Below are 18,974 nucleotides of genomic sequence, written 5' to 3'. Positions count from 1 at the left end.
GGTCGATATATTCAAAAATCCGCTGATATATCCGAAAAGAGCTGTCGATATCATTAAGCTTTGCAACAGTTTCGATCCCTCAACTTAGAGCTTTGCCACAAAAAACTTGAAATCAACAAAAAAACACGGCCTCGGCCGTGTTTTAATTAATTTCCTTTAAAATTTGGCTTCCGTTTCTCACTGAAGGCTGCCAGCGCTTCGAGCCGGTCTTCTGTCGGGATTGTGACTTCGTATGCTTTGCGCTCGATTTGCAATCCTGTCTGCAAGTCTGCGTTCATCCCCTGCTTGACGGCGTACTTTGCCTGCTGCAGGGCCACTGGGCCGTTCGCCAGCATCATGTCAGCAAATTTTATGCATTCATCAAGCAAGCTTTCTTTTTTGACGACAGCTGTGACGAGTCCATATTCAAGCGCTTCCTCAGCTTTCAGCCGGCGCGCTGTCAAAATCAGCTCAAGTGCTTTTGCTTGCCCGATCAATCTTGGCAGCCGCTGTGTGCCACCTGCGCCCGGGATAATCGCCAGGCTTGTTTCCGTCAATCCCATCTGTGTTCCTGCAGCGGCAACACGGAAATCACAGGCAAGGGCAAGCTCCATTCCTCCTCCGAAGGCAAATCCATTGATGGCGGCAATCGTCGGCTGCGGAAGCTGGTCAACCATCGTGAAGACCTCGCCGATTTTATAAATGTTCCGCTTTACGTCCTCGTCAGAAAGAGTACGGCGCTCCTTTAAATCAGCTCCGACACTGAATGCCTTTTCACCAGCTCCGGTAAAAATGACGCCCCTGGCTTCACGGTTCGATCTGATTTTTTCAATAATTTGCTGTAATTCTCCGAGTGTTTCATAGTTAAAAGCGTTTAATGCGTCCGGACGATTCAGCGTGACAATTGCCGTATGTCCCTCTAATTGAAAATCGATGTTTCCCAAACTGATCATCTCCTTCTTCATTGACATTCTACTAAAAAAGACAAAATTCCTTCCCAATGCGAAAAAAGAGGCAGGCACGGGGGCCTGCCTCTCATCATTAGGATTATTGTCCTTGTAAAACCTGATTTTTTAGCGCTCTTCTTAAAATCTTTCCGGTTGTGTTTTTCGGAAGTTCTTCGAGGAACTCGATGGCGCTTGGCACCTTGTATTTCGCCAGGTGTTCGCTGCAATACTCGAGCAGCTGCTCTTCGGTCAGTTCAGGATTTTTGCTGACAACATAGCATCTTACTGCTTCGCCGAAATTCGGATCTGGTACACCGAGAACGGCAACCTCAACCACGTCTGAATGATTGTACAACACTTCTTCTACTTCACGAGGGTATACATTGTATCCACCGACCAGAATCAAATCCTTTTTGCGGTCAACGATGTAAAAATAACCTTCTTCGTCCATGCGGGCAAGATCTCCTGTATATAACCAGCCATCCTTGATTGTAGCAGCTGTTTCTTCCGGCATCTTATAATAGCCAGCCATAACATTCGGACCGCGGACGATCAATTCGCCAACTTCTCCTGGAGCTACTTCATCTCCCATTTCATTGACAACCTTGTTCTCCACATTCACGATTGAAGTTCCAATTGAACCTGCCTTGCGTGGACGGTCAAGCGGATTGAAGCATGTAACTGGTGCAGCCTCCGACAAACCGTATCCTTCTGAGACCATTACATTGAACTTACGCTCAAAATTCTGAAGAAGCGCAACTGGAAGTGAAGCACCGCCAGAAATACAAAGTCGAAGCGATTTTAGGTCATCCGGATTTCCTTCTGGATACTGGAACAGGAAATTGTACATTGTCGGTACCCCGGCAAATACAGTAGCCTCGTATTTCCGGGCAATTCGGAATACTTCAGCCGGGCTGAATCTAGGAACAATCAACAATGTTCCCCCATTCATCAATGGCGCATTAAGGGCCACTGTCAAACAGAAGACATGGAACATTGGCAAGGCGGTGATTACCTTGTCATCTTCGTTCATCTTAAGGTAATCGCTTACATCTTTTGCATTGCTATAAAGATTTTTGTGTGTAAGCATGGCTCCTTTAGGCTTGCCTGTTGTCCCAGACGTATAAAGAATGATCGCTACATCATCATCGTTCAACTCTGGGCCCTTGAAATCAAGATCTCCGGAACCAACAACATGTGTAAACGGTTTCAATTTTGAACCTAAAGAAAGCTTGGACATTTCCTCTTCAGACATCTGGCTCTGGCCTGTCTCCGCAATCACGAAGTGTTCGACCTTTGGCAGATGCTGATGCATTTTTTCTGCGAGCGGCAACATTAGATCCAGCCCGACGACAAGCTTTACATCGCCGTTATTCAAGATATAGCCGATTTCATCTGCTGTGTAAATTGGATTGATGGGAATGACTGTTGCACCGAGTCTAAGAGCTCCGTACAAACCGATGACAAAATGTGGAGAGTTTCCTAGCAACAATGCGATATGATCGCCTTTTTTTACCCCTAATTTCTCAAGTCCAGAAGCAAACTTCGTTACAGTAGCATCAAGCTCTGCATATGTGCTTGCTTTGTCCATGAAAAAATATGCCGGCTTATCGCCCAGCATTGAGGCAGTGTGATGAAGCTGTGATGAAAGATTCATTAACTCCCTTCCCCCTTTACGGTGACAAGAATCACCAAACTTTGTTAAAAAGTTTTCTAAATATATTATATTGAAAGAAAATTATGGATTCAAGGAAAATATGTCGGAATTCTAACAATTTTACTTTTAGTAAATTAAAAACGCGGTATCATCAACACCGCGTTCAGGAAGTTAATATATTAAATTAATGAAATCTTCTTTAGAAATATTTCCAAAATAATGATTAATCTCCACTTCATCCAAAGCCAAAGCAATTTGGGACTTCTCATATTTGATGCCGGTCAGCTTGTCCTCTATTTCGGTGACATCGCCTACACCGAAGAAATCTCCATAGATTTTACAGTTTTCGATGATTCCCTTGTTGACGTCAAATCGGACATCGACTTGCCCCACCGGGAATCTATGCGAATGCTGCAAGTTGAATTTAGGTGACTTTCCATAATTCCAATCCCAGTTCTGATACCTTTCCTTTGAAAGCTCGTGGATTTTTTCCCAGTCCTGCTCTGTTAAGACATGCTCAGGAATATCATCCAGTCCCTCAAAGATGTTTTTTAATAGAAGCGAACGGAATTTCTCAATTGTCACTTTTTCCGAGAGGAACTCGGAGATATTCGCAACTCGGCTGCGGATTGATTTAATTCCTTTAGATTCTATCTTGTCTTTTTTTACATTCAGAGCAGAAACGACACTTTCGATTTCTGAATCAAACAATAAGGTACCATGGCTGAACATCCGCCCTCTTGTGGAAAATTGAGCGTTTCCGGATATCTTCCTTCCTTCTGCTAAAAGGTCATTCCTGCCGCTCAATTCCGCATTGACTCCCAGTTTCCTTAAGGCATTCACCACTGGCTCGGTAAACTTCCTGAAATTATGGAAGCTTTCTCCGTCGTCCTTTGTGATGAAGCTGAAATTCAAGTTTCCAAGGTCATGGTACACAGCACCGCCTCCTGATAATCGGCGGACGACATGAATGCCATTTTTCTCGACATATTCCGTATTGATCTCTTCAATCGTGTTCTGGTTTTTGCCAATGATGATAGATGGCTCGTTTACATAAAATAGCAAGTATGTTTCGTTGATGTCCAGGTTCTTCAAGGCATATTCTTCGATTGCCAGATTAATCCTGGGGTCTGTGATTCCTTTATTGTCGATAAATAACATGATTGATTCTCCTTTTTATAAGGTTATTTCGAGCCCTTCCCTCGCAAGGGTGATCGGGCCATTGAATACTGTTGAAGCTTCCGAAACAAGCTGGTCAATTTCACCGTAATGTGGCAAATGGGTCAAGACTAACTGTTTCACACCCGCTCCCTCAGCCAGCTTTCCGTTATCGTAGCTATTCATATGCCCTGCACCTTTGCCATCCTGGTTGCCATAAAAGTTGCATTCTGAAAGCAATAGATCAGCTCCTGAAGCAAATGGGATGAACTCTTCCTTGAAGGACGTATCGGCTGTATATACCAGAGACTTACTCCCTGCTTCGATTCGCATCGCATAGCATGGAACCGGATGAACTGCAGAAATGAATGAAATCGTGAATGGGCCAACGTTGAGCTTTTTGGCAGGATCATAGCCGATCCCTTTGGTAATGTTTTTATATGTAAGTTTCGCAAACTCCTGCTTGTCCTGTGTATGTCCGTAAATCGGAAGCTGCGGAGACTTCTTACCCAGAAAACCCTGTATTAGCCTCGCATGCTGTAATACTCCGATATCAGCAATATGATCGGGATGATAATGTGACAGTACCATTGCATCCAGCTCTTCTGGCTGCACAAAATTTTGGAGTTTCGCCAATACTCCGCTGCCAAAGTCTATCATTAGCTTAAATCCTTCATGTTCAAGTAAATATCCTGTGCTGGCCTCGTTCACCTTCGGGTAGCCGCCCCAGAATCCTACTATTGTCAGCTTCAATGATTTCCCTCCTATTAGCACACTTTTTCTTTCACTATACTTCATTTTGCCCATTTTTTCACTTTAACGGCTTTTTCAGAAAATTATGATTGACGCCAGTTATTCTGTTATAATACAATAAAATAAATAACGAAACTGTATCAAAACACAAACTCAATTGGAGGGAACAGCATGATTGAAAATGTCGTAGAATTCTTTCGCAATTTACCAGCAAAGCAATGCTCAGAGTGTGGAGAGAAGATTAATGAACAACATGAGTGCTATGGAAACAAGTGCGATGGATGCATGGACCCTGGTAAACTATAAGAACTGAATCGTTTTCCTTCCCCGGTTTTCCGGGTGTAATACAATCCCTTTCCCGCAGTCAAAACTGCACATAAAAGCCAGCTCGTTCATTGAACGGCTGGCTCTTTTTTCATTATTCTTTTACTAAAACTGCAAATCGTCTCTTAAACATCCAATGGAAATAAACTGCGGTTCCAATTGATAGCAAACCTATATAAGCGGCTAATATTCCTGCATTTTGCCACATGAAGCCGAAATCACCACTGGAAATAACAGCTTTGAACCCATGTACTGAATAAGTCATTGGCAAATACGAGTTAAACCTCTGCAGGAAACCGGGTATTAACTCCAACGGGAAGGTTCCCGCACTTGTTGTAAGCTGCAATATCAGGATAATGATGGCAACAAATCGTCCGGGATCCCCTAACAGGGTTACAAGAAACTGAACCAATGCAACAAAGGTTAGACTTGTAACAATGGAAAAGGTTAAGAACAGCGGAATACTTTCTACATGCAAACCTAATCCACCGAGAACAATGGCATCTGCAACGAGTGCTTGTATAATCCCAATTCCCGCTAAAATCCCAAATTTGCTTAGGAACCAGTTAACCCCGTTTCTCGGTATCCCTGCTGGTTCTCTTAAAGGAAAGACAATTGATAACAGAAGTGCGCCTACGAACAACCCTAAAGATAAAAAGTAAGGTGCAAAACCTGTTCCATAGTTTGGAACCTTATTTATTTTTTCACTATCCAATTTTACTGGGGCTGCGAACATGTTGTAGGTCTGGTCGTTAGGACTAATCTGTGCTTCATCCGCACCATCCTTTAGCTTTTCAGCAAGTTCAGATGTTCCATCTGCGACCTTTCTATTTCCTTCTGCCAGCCTTTCAGCTCCTAAGGACAATTTGCCAGTTCCATCAGACATTGCCGAGGAGCCTGAGGCAAGTAGGTCCATACCTCCAACAAGCTTTGAACTTCCTTCAGACAGTTCAACAGAACCCGCAGCCGCTTCACTCAGTTTGTTACCGAAAAGCTCCATGCCCGTGTGGAAATGTTCCTGGCCAGATGCCAATTTCCCAGCTCCAGCTTCAAGTTGAGTACTGCCATCTGTTAAATCCTTGATTCCCTGTTGAAGTTTCCTCTGTCCTGAGTTTAATTCACCAAGAGTACCTGAGATTGTCTTCGCGCCTTCAGCTAAAGCACCCGCCGAGTCTGAAAGAGCGACTGTTCCTTTTTCAAGGCTAACACTCCCAGCTTCCAATTTCTCGAGCGCTGTGGCGAGTTCTTTCTGTTTATCAGGATATTCGGCTAATAGAGGAGCCATTGCATCCATTTGTTCTTTGAGTTCTTGAATACCGGCATGCAGATCAGCTGCTCCACTAGCAGTTTGATCCGCTCCAGTTTTCCAGTTTGATAGATTCTGGGCAAGCTGTTCGGATCCCTGTTCAATCTTTGTTGTGCCCTGAACCATAGCAGGAATTTTATTGTTCACTTCTTCTAAACCTGTTTTTACTTTAGAAGCACCAGCCATCAAGTCTTTCTGGCCATTAAGAAGCTCACTTGAAGTACCCTCCAGCTTCGCATGGCCATCTTCCAACTGTCCAAGTCCATCGGTTAGAGAATCTGCTCCATTTGCCAATTCTTTGGCTCCGGAATTCGCCGAATTCACTCCTTGATTGAACTCGATTGACTTCCCCGCCAAAACGGATAAGTTTTTATAGAGTTCCCGGCTTCCAGCTTTTAGCTTATCCGCACCATCGTTAAGTTCAGCGGCTCCGTCACTTGCTTTACCTAGACCTTTTGCAAGGTCGCCAATTTTATCAAACATTGTCTCTGCATAAGTTTCAGAGAGTTTCTCAGATACAGATGCCTTAATTCTCTCGGCAGCTGTTTCACCGATTTGAGCGGATAAAAAGTTAAAGCTCTCATTGGGTATATACACAAGCTCCAGCTTTTCAGGATGATCATCCAATAATGTTGTTGCATTTTTAGAGAAATTTTCTGGAATTTTAATCATCATATAATACTCTTGCTGCTCAAGACCCTTCTTCCCTTCTTTTTCAGATACGAATTGAAAATCGAAGTCTTTGCTTTCTTTCAATTTTCCAACTAGATCATCGCCTAATTGCAGCTTTTCACCCTCCATCGTTGTTCCTGAGTCTTCATTTGCTACCGCAACGGGGAGATCTGAAAGATGTTCATAAGGATCCCAGAATGCCCATAAAAACATGCCACTGTAAAGGACAGGAACAAAGAGAACAGCAATAATGGGAATCAATAATTTTTTATTACGAAAAATAGCAGTTAATTCTTGTGAAAACAGTTTGTTTTTCATGATGTCCTCCTTCTTATGAAAAGTGACCATTTTGTTCATTTAGTCACTTTTAACCTAAAATCAAGGATTACCTAGTTAGATAATCCTTTGAAAATATAAAATTCAAACAGCTGTGAAATTTCTTCCTTTGACAGCGGTGAGTGCCTTTTCTCCCAGTCAAATATCAAAGCGATATAGAGTTTCATCATGATGAAGGAGGTTTTTTCAGGATCACATTCCTTTATTTCACCTCTTTCAACAGCCAGAACAACCTTATCTTCAATAAATTTCAGGATTGCAAGTTCCAGTTTTTCCATTACATCCAGTACAGCTGGTGTCCCTATATCCCTCGCTTCCTGAGAGAGTTTGATAGTAAGCTGATGTTGTTTGCGGAACTCAAGCAGCCTGTATAATGCCCGATGGACATTCTCATAAAATGAATCTGATGGTTTAACAGCATCATCGGCCACTTCCTTCATCTCTTTGATCAATCTGTTAATAATTTCGTCAAAGAGTTCCTCTTTATTTTTGAAAAAAGTATAAATTGTTCCTTTCCCGACATTTGCAAGCTTCGCTACCTGATCGATTGTTGTCGCCTTATAGCCATAAAGAGAAAATGAATTAGTTGCTGCATCAATAATTTGCTGCCTACGGTCAATTGCCATCATTTCACCTCTGAAAATGACCAAATGAGAAGAATGGTCAATTAGTACAAAAAGAAATTTAACATATCCATTTGAATTTTGCAAGCTCTCTTTAATGCATTTAGAACAAGAAGATATGATGCCGGTTCTTTAAAGACTGACTGGCAAAGATAACTAAAATTTACTATAAGTTTATTCACTCGGTATTTCCAGAACCTTAGTTCTATTGGATTAACTAGCTTTTGGCAAAATAAAAAACCCTTTAAGGGTTTTTTAAAAGTTAAGCTTTAAATAGTTCAGGATTTTTTCCACTGCTGCTTCTCCCTGGTCGATACAATCTGGAAGACCTACTCCTTCATAGGAGCTGCCGCCGACAAATACGCCCGGAAGCTCATTTGCGAGATCATTCTTCAGATTAGCGACCCTTTCCTTGTGACCTACTGTATACTGCGGCATTGCCTCTTTCCAGCGGGAAACTACGGCAAAATCAGGCTGAGCCTGGATATCCATCGTTTTATTCAAATCTTCAAGAGCGATCTTGATGATTTCATCGTCTGAAAGCTCGACAATTGCCTCGTCACCTGGCCTGCCGACATAAAGGCGCAGCAATACTTTGCCCTCAGGAGTAGTATGTGGCCATTTTTTATGTGTCCAGGTGCAGGCTGTTATTGTATAATCACTGTTCCGCGATACAACGAATCCAGTACCATCAATATCTTCTTTTATGACACTTTCCGGGAATGCCATCGCAACAGTAGCCACGGAGGTTGAAGGCATATTCCGGAATGGGTCAAAAATATGTTCATGTTCTGAGAACATATGCAAGGCAGCTTCATGTGGTGCAGATACGAGGATGCTATCTGCATCCAGGGTTTCCCCGCTGCTCAGCCTCATCCGGTAGCCATTTTCGTGCTTGCTTACTTTATCGACCCTGATTCCTTTTATCACAGAACCTGGTTCAAGTTTCGACTCAATGGCATCGACAAAAGATTGCAAACCTGAAGTTACAGTCAGGAACATTCCTTTTTTCTTGGCCTGACCCGTTTCATTAGGCTTCTTTTTCGCCGAGGGAGTCGTTTTCTTTGTTCCAAGAATCAGGCTGCCATATTTCTGCTCCACCTGATAGAACTGCGGGAATGTCGATAATAAACTCATGTTATCTATATCACCGGCATAGATACCGGAGAGCAGAGGCTCGATCAGATTTTCAACGACTTCATCACCAAGCCTGCGGCGGAAAAATTCACCCAGTGACTGATCACCTTTCACCTTGGAAGGCGGCATAAAGAAGTCTCCTGCAGCCCGGAACTTGCCTGGCCATGAAAACAGGCCAGTTGTAACAAAAGGGGCGATTTGTGTAGGAATCCCCATCACTGATCCGCCAGGCATAGGGTGGAGCTTGTCCTTCACTAACACATACGATTTCCCCGTACTGTTATTGACTAATTTATCTCCCAAGCCTACTTCCCTGGCGAGTCGTCCTGCACTTTCTTTCCTCTCCAGGAAAGAATCCGGTCCTCTTTCAATGACAAAACCATCTTTAACATAAGTTTGCATCTTCCCGCCAACACGATGAGAGGCTTCGACCAATTTCACATCAAGCGGAAGCTGGTTCTCCCTGGCATACTTTTGCAAATAGTATGCAGCCGCCAAACCAGTTATGCCTCCCCCTACAATTACAACTTTCTTCTTTTCTGTCACGGTAAATCGCCTTCTTTAAGTAGTTTTAGCGTGAAGTTGACAGCTTCTTCAGAATCACATCTGCCAATGCATCAATAAATTCAGGCTCTGTATTTGGCATTGCCGGCCTGTAATAGCTGGCCCCGATGTCATCCGTTACGATCTTGCATTCATAGTCATTGTCATATAGTACTTCCAGGTGGTCGGAAACAAATCCAGCCGGCACATAAACAAAGGCTTTATATCCATTTGCCTCGAACAGGTCTCTCGTCAAGTCCTGGACATCTGGACCTAGCCATGGCTCAGGTGTGTTGCCTGCACTTTGCCAGCCAACCTCGTAATTTTTCACATTTGCCTGGTTTGCGATCATATCAGCGGTTTCCTTTAATTGTTCAGGATACGGATCCCCCATTTGGAGAATCTTCTCCGGAAGGCTGTGAGCCGAAACGATCAATACTGAATTCTCGCGCTCATCATCAGGCATTTCAGCAAATGTTTTACTTACTCTGTCTGACCAGTACTTAATAAATTTCGGCTCATCATACCACTGTTCTACGGATACAATTTCTGGACCGCCCAATTTTGCCGCTTCTTCCTTGGCGCGTCCATTATAAGATTTCACGCTGAAGGTAGAAAAGTGCGGTGCGAGCACGATGCTGACCGCTTCTTCAATACCATCATCATGCATTTGCTTGACTGCATCCTCGATGAACGGCTCGATATGCTTTAGACCGAGATACATCTTGAATTCAATGTCATCCTGGATGCTGTTCAAATGCTGTTCAAGTTTCTCGCCCTGTGCAACGGTAATTTTCGCAAGTGGAGAAATTCCGCCAATTGCATCGTAACGCTCTTTTAAGTCCTCAAGCATTTCAGGTGACGGAGTGCGTCCGTGGCGGATATGTGTATAGTATCGTTCAATATCTTCTTCTTTGTAGGGTGTGCCATATGCCATCACAAGCAAACCCATCTTTTTCTTCGTCATGATTGCACCTCTTTTTCGAGTCTCTAAGCTTCTATTCTGCCAAAAACCAGACCATTTTACCAAATGTAATGCTCTGAAGCAGAATAGAGACTATTTGCCTAGTTTCGAGGCAGAATACTCATGGATAAAAGCAGTCAGCTTTTTCAATGTTTCCGGGTTCACTGATGGGAATACACCATGTCCAAGGTTGAAGATATAGCCTGGCTGTGTCATGCCCTGGTCAAGGATCGCCTTGGCCTTTTCTTCTATTACTTCCCAAGGGGCAAGCAGGATTGCAGGATCAAGATTTCCCATGACGGTTTTCTGGATTCCAAGCTCGCGAGCTTCACTGATTTGCAGACGCCAATCCAATCCAACAACATCTAGCGGAAGTTCGTTCCATTCCATGGCAAGGTGGCTTGCTCCAACTCCAAACATGATCAATGGTACATTTTCCTTCTTCAGTTCAGAAAAAATCCTGTTCATTACTGGCTTGATGAAAGTTCGGTAATCCTGAACATTCAGCGCACCTACCCATGAATCAAAAATCTGAATAGCTTTTACTCCAGCCTTGATTTGAGACTTCACATATGTAATTACCATATCGCCTAGCTTGTCCATCAGTGCGAACCATGCTTCAGGCTGGGCATACATAAATGCCTTTGTCTTGTTGTAATTCTTAGAGGGGCCGCCTTCAATCATATAACTTGCAAGCGTGAACGGTGCTCCTGAGAAACCGATCAATGGTACAGACAGCTGTTCTTCTGTAAGAAGCTTGATTGTGTCAAGTACGTATGGAATATCGGATTCAGGGTTGATCGCACCCAGTTTTTCAACATCAGATAATGTTTTTACAGGATTCGAAATGACAGGTCCGATCCCTGATTTAATTTCTACATCCACGCCCATGGCTGGCAGCGGTGTCATGATGTCCTTGTATAGAATCGCCGCATCCACGTCGTATTGTTCTACAGGAAGCCTTGTGACGTAAGCGCAAAGCTCAGGCTGGTGTGTAATTTCAAATAAAGAGTATTTTTCCTTGATTTCTCTATATTCAGGCTGTGACCTACCAGCTTGTCTCATATACCAGACAGGAACATAATCAGTTGCTTCTCCTCTGGCTGCTTTTAAAAAAGTATCGTTAATAATCTTGCTCATTAAGTGTGGTCCACCTTTCAATAATGTCTGTAATCCATTGTAATATAAAAGGATTAAAATAAAAAACAACTATTTTCCCTGATAAAAAGGATTGTTAAACCTATTCAAGCATTTTATTGATTTTTCATATTCTTCCCGCGAAAAGCGAAGCGCCTGGAGTGACATCAACGCCTTTTAAAAATAACAAACTATATACACTATATCGTTTTTATTAACCGATTTCATAGCAAACGCTTTAAATTGTTGAAAATTTGACGAATTTTGCTTTTACTTACTCAATAAAAGGGAAAACAGATGATAGCTTGGGTTTTGAAGGATACAATTAGTATAATAGAAGCAAAGCATATTTATTTAAAATGAGGTGAGAAAATGAATCTATATATTACGTCAGGAACTCCAGACTTTTTAATGAAGTTGAAAGAAAAGCACCAAGGAGAAAACATGATATTGATGAACAATAATGAGTCGTCGCTCCTTGTCCATGAGACAGACAAGAAAACAGCGTTCAGTTCACCAAGGAAGTATGAAGTGATTGATTCCGCTGGTTCACTTGACCATGAGGGATTCGCTGTTCTCAACAATATTCCGGTAACAGACGAAGGACGGCCCCTTTTTGAAGACCGATTCTTGAATAGGCCGAGACTAATTGAGAACGAACCAGGCTTCGTCGCGATCCGTGTTCTTCGTCCTTTAAGTTCAAACACCTATATCATTATGACAATCTGGGAAAATGAAGGGGCATTCGAAAACTGGCAAAAATCGAAGGCATATGACCATGCACACAAAAAACGCGGCACAGAAGCGGGAATAGACGGTGCTCGACCGAATATTTTTGAGAGTGCATCATATGTCTCTAAATACTACATTGAATAAGAAAAGCGCAAGCGCCTTGGTCAGCCCCGACAAGCGCTGGAGGGCCGACCGGTGAAGTCGTTCTATGACTTCATTGGGCTGACCGAAGCGACTCGAGGGGCTAGGCGCTGGAGCTAGACACTAATCTAAGTGCAAAAATTTATACTTTCTTATTCAGAAATAAAAGATGGGAGGGGCAAAAGCACCCTCCCATTCTTCATGAAGTTTTTATCAAGCCGTTTCGATTTGCATAAACCGCGGCCTGCGTCCTGTCTGATAAACCGAGTTTACCTAGAATGTTAGAAACATGGGTTTTGACCGTTTTGACACCGATGAATAACTCTTCACTGATCTGCTGGTTTGTCATGCCTTCACCGATACACTTCAGGACATCAAGCTCCCGTTCTGTCAGTTCATCATGTGGCTTACGTTCCTGCGGTCTAAGCCTTTTCATCATCCTATTAGCCACTTTTGGTTCAATGACGGTTTCCCCTCTGGATGCTTTTTCTATCGCCTTAATGACTTCTGATGCAGACGCTGTTTTTAGCATATAACTGAATGCTCCTGCCTCAATGGCCGGAAAAACCTGTTCATCGTCATAAAAGCTAGTGATGATGATGATTTTGCATTCTGGATAGAAGCTTAGTATCTCCCTGGTTGCTTCAATACCCGATCCATTTTCCATTAACAGGTCCATCAGGACAACCTCTGGTTTTGTATCCTTCACAAGTGAAACTGCCTTTTTTCCGCCATCCGCCTCCCCGACAATCTCGATTGCTGGTTCGGTCTCCAAATAGGAAATGATTCCTTTTCTTACCATTTCATGATCATCTACTACCACAACCCTTATTTTCCCCATTACTCTTCCCTCCTCAAAGCCGGTATCCGTATTTCAATATATGTTCCTTCATTCGCTTTTGAACGAATATTATATGTACCGCCAATTTGTTCACACCGTTCTCTCATCGTCTTAAGGCCGTATGATGCCATCTTTTCTTCGTGGATATCGAAGCCTTTGCCATCGTCACCGATATACAGATTTATATATCGATTCTCTTCTGTAAGCACCAATTTCACCTTTGTCGCATCAGCATGACGCAGGATATTAGATAATGCTTCCTGGACAATCCGGAAAATATGCTCTTCTGCAGCTTGTGAAAGATGTTCGATTTCATCGACGCTTGCTTCAAATGCAAGATTCGTTTTTTGCTTCAGTTCCTTGATTAGTTTAATGATTCCTTCACACAAGCTCTCCCCACTCAATTGGACAGGCCTTAGATGAAGAAGAAGGGCCCTCATTTCCCCCTGTGCTTTGCCTGCTATATCAGATATTTGCTCCAGCTGCTTCCTGGCCTTCTCTGGGTCCTGGTCAAACCACCTTAGTGAAGCAGATGACATCATGCTAAGCGCGAATAACTGCTGGCTGACTACGTCATGCAGATCCCTGGCGAGCCTCTGTCTTTCCTCCATGGTCGCGGCGGACTTTGCCGTCTTTGATAGCTCCGTTTTTTCTTCTGCAAGCCGCTGCAATGAATGGACCTGGTCTTGGAGGTATTCAGATAACTGATTAAGTTCCTCAGATATGAGTCCGATCTCATCTTTTTCATCCATTTGGATTCTTTCCGTGAATTTGCCTCTGCGCAAAGTAGTGATAAACAATAAAATATCGCCAAGACGTCCCTTGATAACGTAGCTTCCTCGTAAACTGAAATAAAACCCGACTACTGCCATAATGACAAAACTATACAGCCAAAACCAAAAGGTCATTGCAGTGGTAAGACCGCTGTCAGGCACCAGGAACAGAAAGATTTGAAGACCGATGAACAGGATGAGAGAAGTTATGAAAGCCATCATCAAGAACGTTTGAATAAACCATAAGCGGATACTTGTCATTTGCTTCTCCCTCCTACACCCGATCAATCCTTACAGAACCGATTTTCAATTCGATCGTAATGTTCAGTTTTCTTATTGCCTGGTCATAATCATCCGACTTATATGCGACTACATGTTTTATTTGCTCCTGGGCATAATCAAAGAGCTTTACTTCACCGACACCTATGACAGCATTGATCTTTACCGGGACATCCTCTGGAATGAGCATTTTCACTTCACCAATCCAGCCTCTCACCACTATTGGTGTTTCCCTGTCTGGAATGAAACCTTTGCTGAAGTCGATAAAATATTCCCCGATCATATTGTATAAATCCATTGGTTCGACAGCCCAGTTTTGCTTTTTAAATGTTACGTTGCCAATCGACACCCCTCGTATTTTCTTCAAGGATGTTTCGGCCGACGGGATATTTTCCGCCTCCTTAGCCGACGGGAAATCAGTTCGGTAAATAACCTTTAGTTTTCTACCCTTAAAGAGAATACCAGCTCCAAAATAAATCAACACCAGCGGCCAAAGCTTCCATACATCAAGAAAATGAAAATCTATCACCCCAAAACGTTCCATGATCAGCAACGATGAAAATAGGACGATGAACGATCCCCATCCAAACTGCCTCTTCAGTAAAGCTACTAAGCCATACAAAAATAATAAAAATGGATAGGTTACGACAAAAAGCTCTTTTATTTCCAAGGAAATGACACCTAAATTGACTAACAGAAGAATAACCCCTAAGGCTGATAGTATGACAGCCGCAGCTATCTGATTCATCGATCGTTTACTCAAAAGTTCCCCCTTCTTTCTTCCTATCATAATCACTAATTCTTTTCATGCTGGGAAAATCCTTTTTTTATTGTCAAACATGATGGTTTTTAAGATATGAATTATAGCTTTATATTAAAATATGGCTCGCCATTTTTCGCCCCTCTGGAGAAGCTTTTCCCCTCCGTCTCGAGACCGAGAAAAAATTCTCTGATTCCGCTCACACCTTTCCGCGGCCAACATATCCTGTAGTACTCAATTAGGAAATTTGCCTATATAACGCAAAGGGACACAGTATGTCATTTAGAAAGGAGGATTATTCCATGGTCATAGAATTAACGGCACTTCATTGGATATATGTTTTATTCATTTTCCTGATTATCGGTTTCATGGTCATGAAAAGGGACACAACCCTTATATCAATTACCGGTATCTTTTTGTTGGCAATTGTCGCAACTGGATCTTTGAGTGGATCGGTCAGCAGTATATTCAATAGTTTCATATATGCGATTACCGAGCTTTTGCCTACTATTCTTGTTATTTCGATCATCGTGGCGATGAGCAGGACACTTACGGTGACCGGTATCAACGATGCGATGATCTCCCCGTTCGCCAGACTAATCAAAACGCCAGCGCTGGCTTATTGGACGATTGGTATTGTCATGATGGTCATATCCTGGTTCTTCTGGCCCTCCCCGGCCGTGGCCTTGATGGGAGCCGTTCTTTTACCGGTTGCTGTCAGAGTCGGCCTGCCTGCGCTAGGTGTGGCCGTCGCAATGAACCTCTTTGGGCACGGAATCGCGCTGTCCGGTGACTTCGTTATCCAGGCTGCTCCAAAACTTACGGCAGATGCAGCAGGCATTCCTGTCAGTTCTGTAGTTCAGGCCAGTATCCCGCTAGTCATTGTGATGGGTGTAGTCACAACCGTCACCGCGTTCTATCTATTAAAAAGAGATATGAAAAACGGCAAACTAAAAGGTGGCGGCTCGCTTGAAGTTGAAATGGATCATACAAGTGACCCCAGCTTGCTATCAGACGGTGCCAAGAAATTTTTCGCCATTCTGATACCGGTTTTATTTGCTGCAGATGTCGCCGCAATGTCCATTCTTGACCTGCAGGGCGGAGACGCGACTGCGCTCGTTGGCGGGACCTCAATTTTCATTCTTCTTCTCATTTCACTCGCAGCACATAAGAACAAAGGTCTCGAAAAAACGACCAGCTATCTGATCGAAGGATTCCAGTTCGGCTTTAAGGTTTTTGGTGCTGTCATCCCAATCGCTGCATTCTTCTACCTAGGAGATTCAGGCTTCACAAAAATAATCGGCGAATTCCTGCCAAAAACTTCTCAAGGCATTGTAAATGACCTCGGCGTGGCGCTGGCTTCTGTCGTGCCACTCAGTGCTGAAGTTGGAGCCGTGACCCTCACTACTGTCGGGGCAATTACGGGCCTCGACGGTTCGGGCTTCTCCGGAATTTCACTTGCAGGATCGGTAGCTGGGATTTTCTCGACTGCCATAGGTGCAGGAGCGGCTACTCTGACCGCTCTTGGTCAAATTGCTGCCATATGGGTCGGCGGCGGTACCCTTGTTCCATGGGCATTGATTCCTGCAGCCGCAATTTGCGGAGTCGATCCGTTTGAACTAGCAAGAAGGAATCTGCTTCCGGTTACAATCGGCCTGATTGTAACCACGATTGTGGCAATGTTCCTGATTTAAAATACTGGATGCCATTTCATGGCTCCATTTATATACGAAGCTTCCTTTATGGGAGCTTCTTTTGCTATGATTCTAAAATGTTTTTAATCTACTTATGTGCTATAATTGTTTAAATTATCTAACTATTTTACATAAGGAGTGAATCAATTGCAGGATCAGCTTTTTAAAAAGATTGATAACCTTTATCCGGAAATGGTGGAAATCCGCCGTTATATGCACCAACATCCTGAGTTGTCTTTTCAGGAAGTGAACACAGCACAATATATCCAATCCTATTACGAAAAACTCGGGGTTGAGGTCCGCGCAAATGTTGGCGGGAATGGTGTAGTCGCAAAAATCTTGGGTTCCAAACCAGGAAAAACGGTCGCACTTAGAGCTGATTTTGACGCCCTGCCGATACAGGACGAGAAAGATGTTCCATATAAATCATTAGTTCCAGGTGTTATGCATGCATGCGGCCATGACGGACACACAGCAACATTATTAGTGCTTGCAAAGGTACTATATGAAGCCAGGGAAACTTTGCAGGGAACTTATGTGATGATTCACCAGCATGCTGAGGAGTACGCTCCAGGCGGCGCGATCTCGATGATCGAAGATGGCTGTCTTGAAGGCGTGGATGTGATTTTCGGTACTCATTTGTGGGCTACTGAGTCGACAGGAACCATCCAATACCGGATTGGACCAATAATGGCAGCTGCTGATCGATTTGAAATAGCGATCCAGGGAAAAGGCGGACACGGTGCCCAGCCACATAAGACAAAGGACGCCATCGTCGCAGGAGCACAGCTTGTTTCGAACTTACAGCAAATTGTCAGCCGACGTGTGGACCCTGTCGATTCTGCCGTTGTTACCGTAGGTTCATTCTTAGCAGAAAATGCCTTTAATGTAATTGCTGATAAAGCAAAGCTGAATGGCACAGTCAGGACATTCAACGAATCAACCCGGGATTTCATCGCAGCTGAAATTGAAAAAGTAGTTAACGGCACTTGCCTGGCAACAGACTGCACATATGATTACCAGTATGAAAAAGGCTATCCAGCGGTCGTCAACCATGCAGCAGAAACTGAATTCCTGATTGACTGCGCAACTAAAGTACCGGAAGTGACAAAGATTGAAGAAAGTGATCTTCAAATGGGCGGTGAGGACTTTGCCTACTATCTGCAGAATGTAAAGGGCACCTTCTTCTTCACCGGGGCAAAGCCAGAAACAGAAGGGTCGTATCCACACCATCACCCTAGATTCGATTTTGACGAAAAAGCAATGGTCATAGCGGCAAAAACTCTTTGCGCAGCCGCACTGAACTATCAAATAAAGGAACAGAACAAGCATGAAAAAAGTGAGACATTAGCTTAAAAAACAAAAGGGGTTAGGCGCTGGAGCTAGATTAAGAACGCCCTATATAAGTCACCTACAACATAATTATTTGATGATGCAAAACACCTCCACAACTCATAGTTGCGGAGGTGTTTTCAGGATCCTTATCCTATAAGCATTCATCGCTGTTTCTCCTAGCTGATCGAGCAGATTGTAATTTGCGTAAGCTCCTACAACAGCTCCAATCCCGGGCATAAGCTGCAGCATTTTGGCAAAGTCGATATAGTCTCTGTATTCCTGCTGAAATTGCTGCCAATCCAGCTCCGACAATTCAGCTTTTCTTGCTTCCCAGTTCTCAATCAAGCCCAGTGTCTGCTTTCGATGATCATCACTTGAAAAAGCCAGCTGGAAAACATAAAGGATAAAAAGTCTTTCCTCATACCTTGAAGGGTCATAACCATATACAGATGCAGCCTCGAAAAGAAATTTCATTTTAATCGATAATAGCAATGGAAAATCCGCCATTCCGAGCAGTATGCCCCCTGCTCCAGTTCCAGCCCCTTCGACAGCCGCCGTCCTCTTGTATGCAGACAGTTTTTTATGAAACTCCTGGTCTTTCTCAGCAAGTGTAAGCCCTGTTCCCTGCTGCTTTTTCGTCGTGTAATTCGATCCCGCCAGAGTTGCCTTGACCATGTTCTTAATACTTTCCGTCAAGAATTGATGGACTCTGTCTGGAATCAACTGATTCACTTTCGTCTGCGCTTTCTTTGAAGCACGCGCCAAAAGGCTTGAACGTTTATTCAGCTTCCGCTTCCAGGTGAGAACCTCTTCATAAGCCTTCAATTCATATTCATTCAATGTTTTCACCCCTTGTTTTTACTATTACGTTCCAAAAACAAAA

General features: G+C 43.4%; 17 protein-coding genes. 4 read left to right on the top strand and 13 right to left on the bottom strand.

Annotated features, from left to right (window positions below; translation table 11 throughout):
• Positions 1-146: 146 nt before the first annotated feature.
• From CD004_RS05085 to CD004_RS05070, 4 genes are all read right to left on the bottom strand, one after another.
• Positions 147-932: an enoyl-CoA hydratase-related protein gene (locus tag CD004_RS05085; RefSeq protein WP_407657678.1), complete on the bottom strand. Its 786-nt coding sequence runs from the start codon at positions 930-932 to the stop codon at positions 147-149.
• Positions 933-1,026: 94 nt separating this feature from the next.
• Positions 1,027-2,583 carry a fatty acid--CoA ligase family protein gene (locus CD004_RS05080; protein ID WP_102261768.1) on the bottom strand — a complete coding sequence of 519 codons (1,557 nt, stop codon included), beginning with the start codon at positions 2,581-2,583 and terminating at the stop codon, positions 1,027-1,029.
• A 171-nt stretch (positions 2,584-2,754) separates the two neighbouring features.
• Positions 2,755-3,744 (bottom strand): lipoate--protein ligase, encoded by a 990-nt coding sequence (locus CD004_RS05075; RefSeq protein WP_102261767.1) that lies wholly within the window; start codon positions 3,742-3,744, stop codon positions 2,755-2,757.
• A gap of 15 nt (positions 3,745-3,759) precedes the next feature.
• Positions 3,760-4,494 (bottom strand): MBL fold metallo-hydrolase, encoded by a 735-nt coding sequence (locus CD004_RS05070; protein WP_102261766.1) that lies wholly within the window; start codon positions 4,492-4,494, stop codon positions 3,760-3,762.
• Positions 4,495-4,665: 171 nt separating this feature from the next.
• On the opposite strand from CD004_RS05070, the gene yhfH reads away from it, so the two are divergent.
• Positions 4,666-4,800: a protein YhfH gene (gene yhfH / locus CD004_RS05065; RefSeq protein ID WP_082904462.1), complete on the top strand. Its 135-nt coding sequence runs from the start codon at positions 4,666-4,668 to the stop codon at positions 4,798-4,800.
• 112 nt (positions 4,801-4,912) lie between these two features.
• On the opposite strand, the gene CD004_RS05060 is transcribed toward yhfH, so the two are convergent.
• The 5 genes from CD004_RS05060 to hemE all read right to left on the bottom strand — a co-directional run bounded on the left by CD004_RS05060 (position 4,913) and on the right by hemE (position 11,539).
• Positions 4,913-7,114 (bottom strand): YhgE/Pip family protein, encoded by a 2,202-nt coding sequence (locus CD004_RS05060; RefSeq protein ID WP_102261765.1) that lies wholly within the window; start codon positions 7,112-7,114, stop codon positions 4,913-4,915.
• 71 nt (positions 7,115-7,185) lie between these two features.
• Positions 7,186-7,758 (bottom strand): TetR/AcrR family transcriptional regulator, encoded by a 573-nt coding sequence (locus CD004_RS05055; protein ID WP_102264997.1) that lies wholly within the window; start codon positions 7,756-7,758, stop codon positions 7,186-7,188.
• Positions 7,759-8,010: 252 nt separating this feature from the next.
• Positions 8,011-9,438: a protoporphyrinogen oxidase gene (gene hemY / locus CD004_RS05050; protein WP_102261764.1), complete on the bottom strand. Its 1,428-nt coding sequence runs from the start codon at positions 9,436-9,438 to the stop codon at positions 8,011-8,013.
• 25 nt (positions 9,439-9,463) lie between these two features.
• Positions 9,464-10,402, bottom strand: a complete 939-nt coding sequence (gene hemH, locus CD004_RS05045) for a ferrochelatase (protein WP_102261763.1) — start codon at positions 10,400-10,402, stop codon at positions 9,464-9,466.
• 90 nt (positions 10,403-10,492) lie between these two features.
• The gene (hemE, locus tag CD004_RS05040) at positions 10,493-11,539 is read right to left on the bottom strand and encodes a uroporphyrinogen decarboxylase (protein ID WP_102261762.1); all 1,047 of its coding nucleotides are present in this window, start codon (positions 11,537-11,539) and stop codon (positions 10,493-10,495) included.
• A 369-nt stretch (positions 11,540-11,908) separates the two neighbouring features.
• Between hemE and CD004_RS05035 the strand changes: the two genes are divergently transcribed.
• Positions 11,909-12,412: an antibiotic biosynthesis monooxygenase family protein gene (locus CD004_RS05035; protein ID WP_102261761.1), complete on the top strand. Its 504-nt coding sequence runs from the start codon at positions 11,909-11,911 to the stop codon at positions 12,410-12,412.
• A gap of 196 nt (positions 12,413-12,608) precedes the next feature.
• Here the strand turns inward: CD004_RS05035 and CD004_RS05030 are convergent, their stop codons facing one another.
• The 3 genes from CD004_RS05030 to liaF are packed head-to-tail and all read right to left on the bottom strand — an operon-like array spanning position 12,609 to position 15,065.
• A complete protein-coding gene (locus tag CD004_RS05030) occupies positions 12,609-13,250 on the bottom strand; it encodes a response regulator transcription factor (protein ID WP_102261760.1) in 642 nt (213 codons plus the stop codon).
• Entirely contained in the window at positions 13,250-14,284 is a 1,035-nt protein-coding gene (locus CD004_RS05025) for a sensor histidine kinase (RefSeq protein ID WP_226675888.1), read from the bottom strand. Before CD004_RS05025 ends, CD004_RS05030 begins: the two co-directional genes overlap by 1 nt.
• Positions 14,285-14,297: 13 nt before the next feature.
• Complete coding sequence (gene liaF / locus CD004_RS05020; protein ID WP_102261759.1) at positions 14,298-15,065, bottom strand: cell wall-active antibiotics response protein LiaF; 768 nt, start codon at positions 15,063-15,065, stop codon at positions 14,298-14,300.
• 299 nt (positions 15,066-15,364) lie between these two features.
• Here liaF and CD004_RS05015 point away from each other — a divergent pair, with 299 nt between their 5' ends.
• Positions 15,365-16,756 carry a hypothetical protein gene (locus CD004_RS05015; RefSeq protein WP_102261758.1) on the top strand — a complete coding sequence of 464 codons (1,392 nt, stop codon included), beginning with the start codon at positions 15,365-15,367 and terminating at the stop codon, positions 16,754-16,756.
• A 192-nt stretch (positions 16,757-16,948) separates the two neighbouring features.
• Positions 16,949-18,112: a M20 family metallopeptidase gene (locus tag CD004_RS05010; protein WP_170030019.1), complete on the top strand. Its 1,164-nt coding sequence runs from the start codon at positions 16,949-16,951 to the stop codon at positions 18,110-18,112.
• A 96-nt stretch (positions 18,113-18,208) separates the two neighbouring features.
• On the opposite strand, the gene CD004_RS05005 is transcribed toward CD004_RS05010, so the two are convergent.
• Positions 18,209-18,931: an EcsC family protein gene (locus CD004_RS05005; RefSeq protein ID WP_102261756.1), complete on the bottom strand. Its 723-nt coding sequence runs from the start codon at positions 18,929-18,931 to the stop codon at positions 18,209-18,211.
• Between the last annotated feature and the right edge of the window lie 43 nt (positions 18,932-18,974).

The sequence above is a fragment of the Mesobacillus jeotgali genome (assembly GCF_002874535.1).
In the GTDB taxonomy this organism is placed as follows: domain Bacteria; phylum Bacillota; class Bacilli; order Bacillales; family Cytobacillaceae; genus Mesobacillus; species Mesobacillus jeotgali.
This window is presented reverse-complemented; position numbering and strand designations above follow the sequence as displayed.

Bases quoted from the DNA above. Each gene is read 5' to 3' on its own strand.
- CD004_RS05010 (WP_170030019.1), top strand. From the start codon at position 16,949: ATGGTGGAAATCCGCCGTTATATGCACCAACATCCTGAGTTGTCTTTT.
- CD004_RS05030 (WP_102261760.1), bottom strand. From the start codon at position 13,250: ATGGGGAAAATAAGGGTTGTGGTAGTAGATGATCATGAAATGGTAAGA.
- CD004_RS05015 (WP_102261758.1), top strand. From the start codon at position 15,365: ATGGTCATAGAATTAACGGCACTTCATTGGATATATGTTTTATTCATT.
- CD004_RS05085 (WP_407657678.1), bottom strand. From the start codon at position 932: ATGATCAGTTTGGGAAACATCGATTTTCAATTAGAGGGACATACGGCA.
- CD004_RS05060 (WP_102261765.1), bottom strand. From the start codon at position 7,114: ATGAAAAACAAACTGTTTTCACAAGAATTAACTGCTATTTTTCGTAAT.
- CD004_RS05055 (WP_102264997.1), bottom strand. From the start codon at position 7,758: ATGGCAATTGACCGTAGGCAGCAAATTATTGATGCAGCAACTAATTCA.
- CD004_RS05025 (WP_226675888.1), bottom strand. From the start codon at position 14,284: ATGACAAGTATCCGCTTATGGTTTATTCAAACGTTCTTGATGATGGCT.
- CD004_RS05075 (WP_102261767.1), bottom strand. From the start codon at position 3,744: ATGTTATTTATCGACAATAAAGGAATCACAGACCCCAGGATTAATCTG.
- CD004_RS05080 (WP_102261768.1), bottom strand. From the start codon at position 2,583: ATGAATCTTTCATCACAGCTTCATCACACTGCCTCAATGCTGGGCGAT.
- yhfH (WP_082904462.1), top strand. From the start codon at position 4,666: ATGATTGAAAATGTCGTAGAATTCTTTCGCAATTTACCAGCAAAGCAA.
- hemE (WP_102261762.1), bottom strand. From the start codon at position 11,539: ATGAGCAAGATTATTAACGATACTTTTTTAAAAGCAGCCAGAGGAGAA.
- CD004_RS05035 (WP_102261761.1), top strand. From the start codon at position 11,909: ATGAATCTATATATTACGTCAGGAACTCCAGACTTTTTAATGAAGTTG.
- hemH (WP_102261763.1), bottom strand. From the start codon at position 10,402: ATGACGAAGAAAAAGATGGGTTTGCTTGTGATGGCATATGGCACACCC.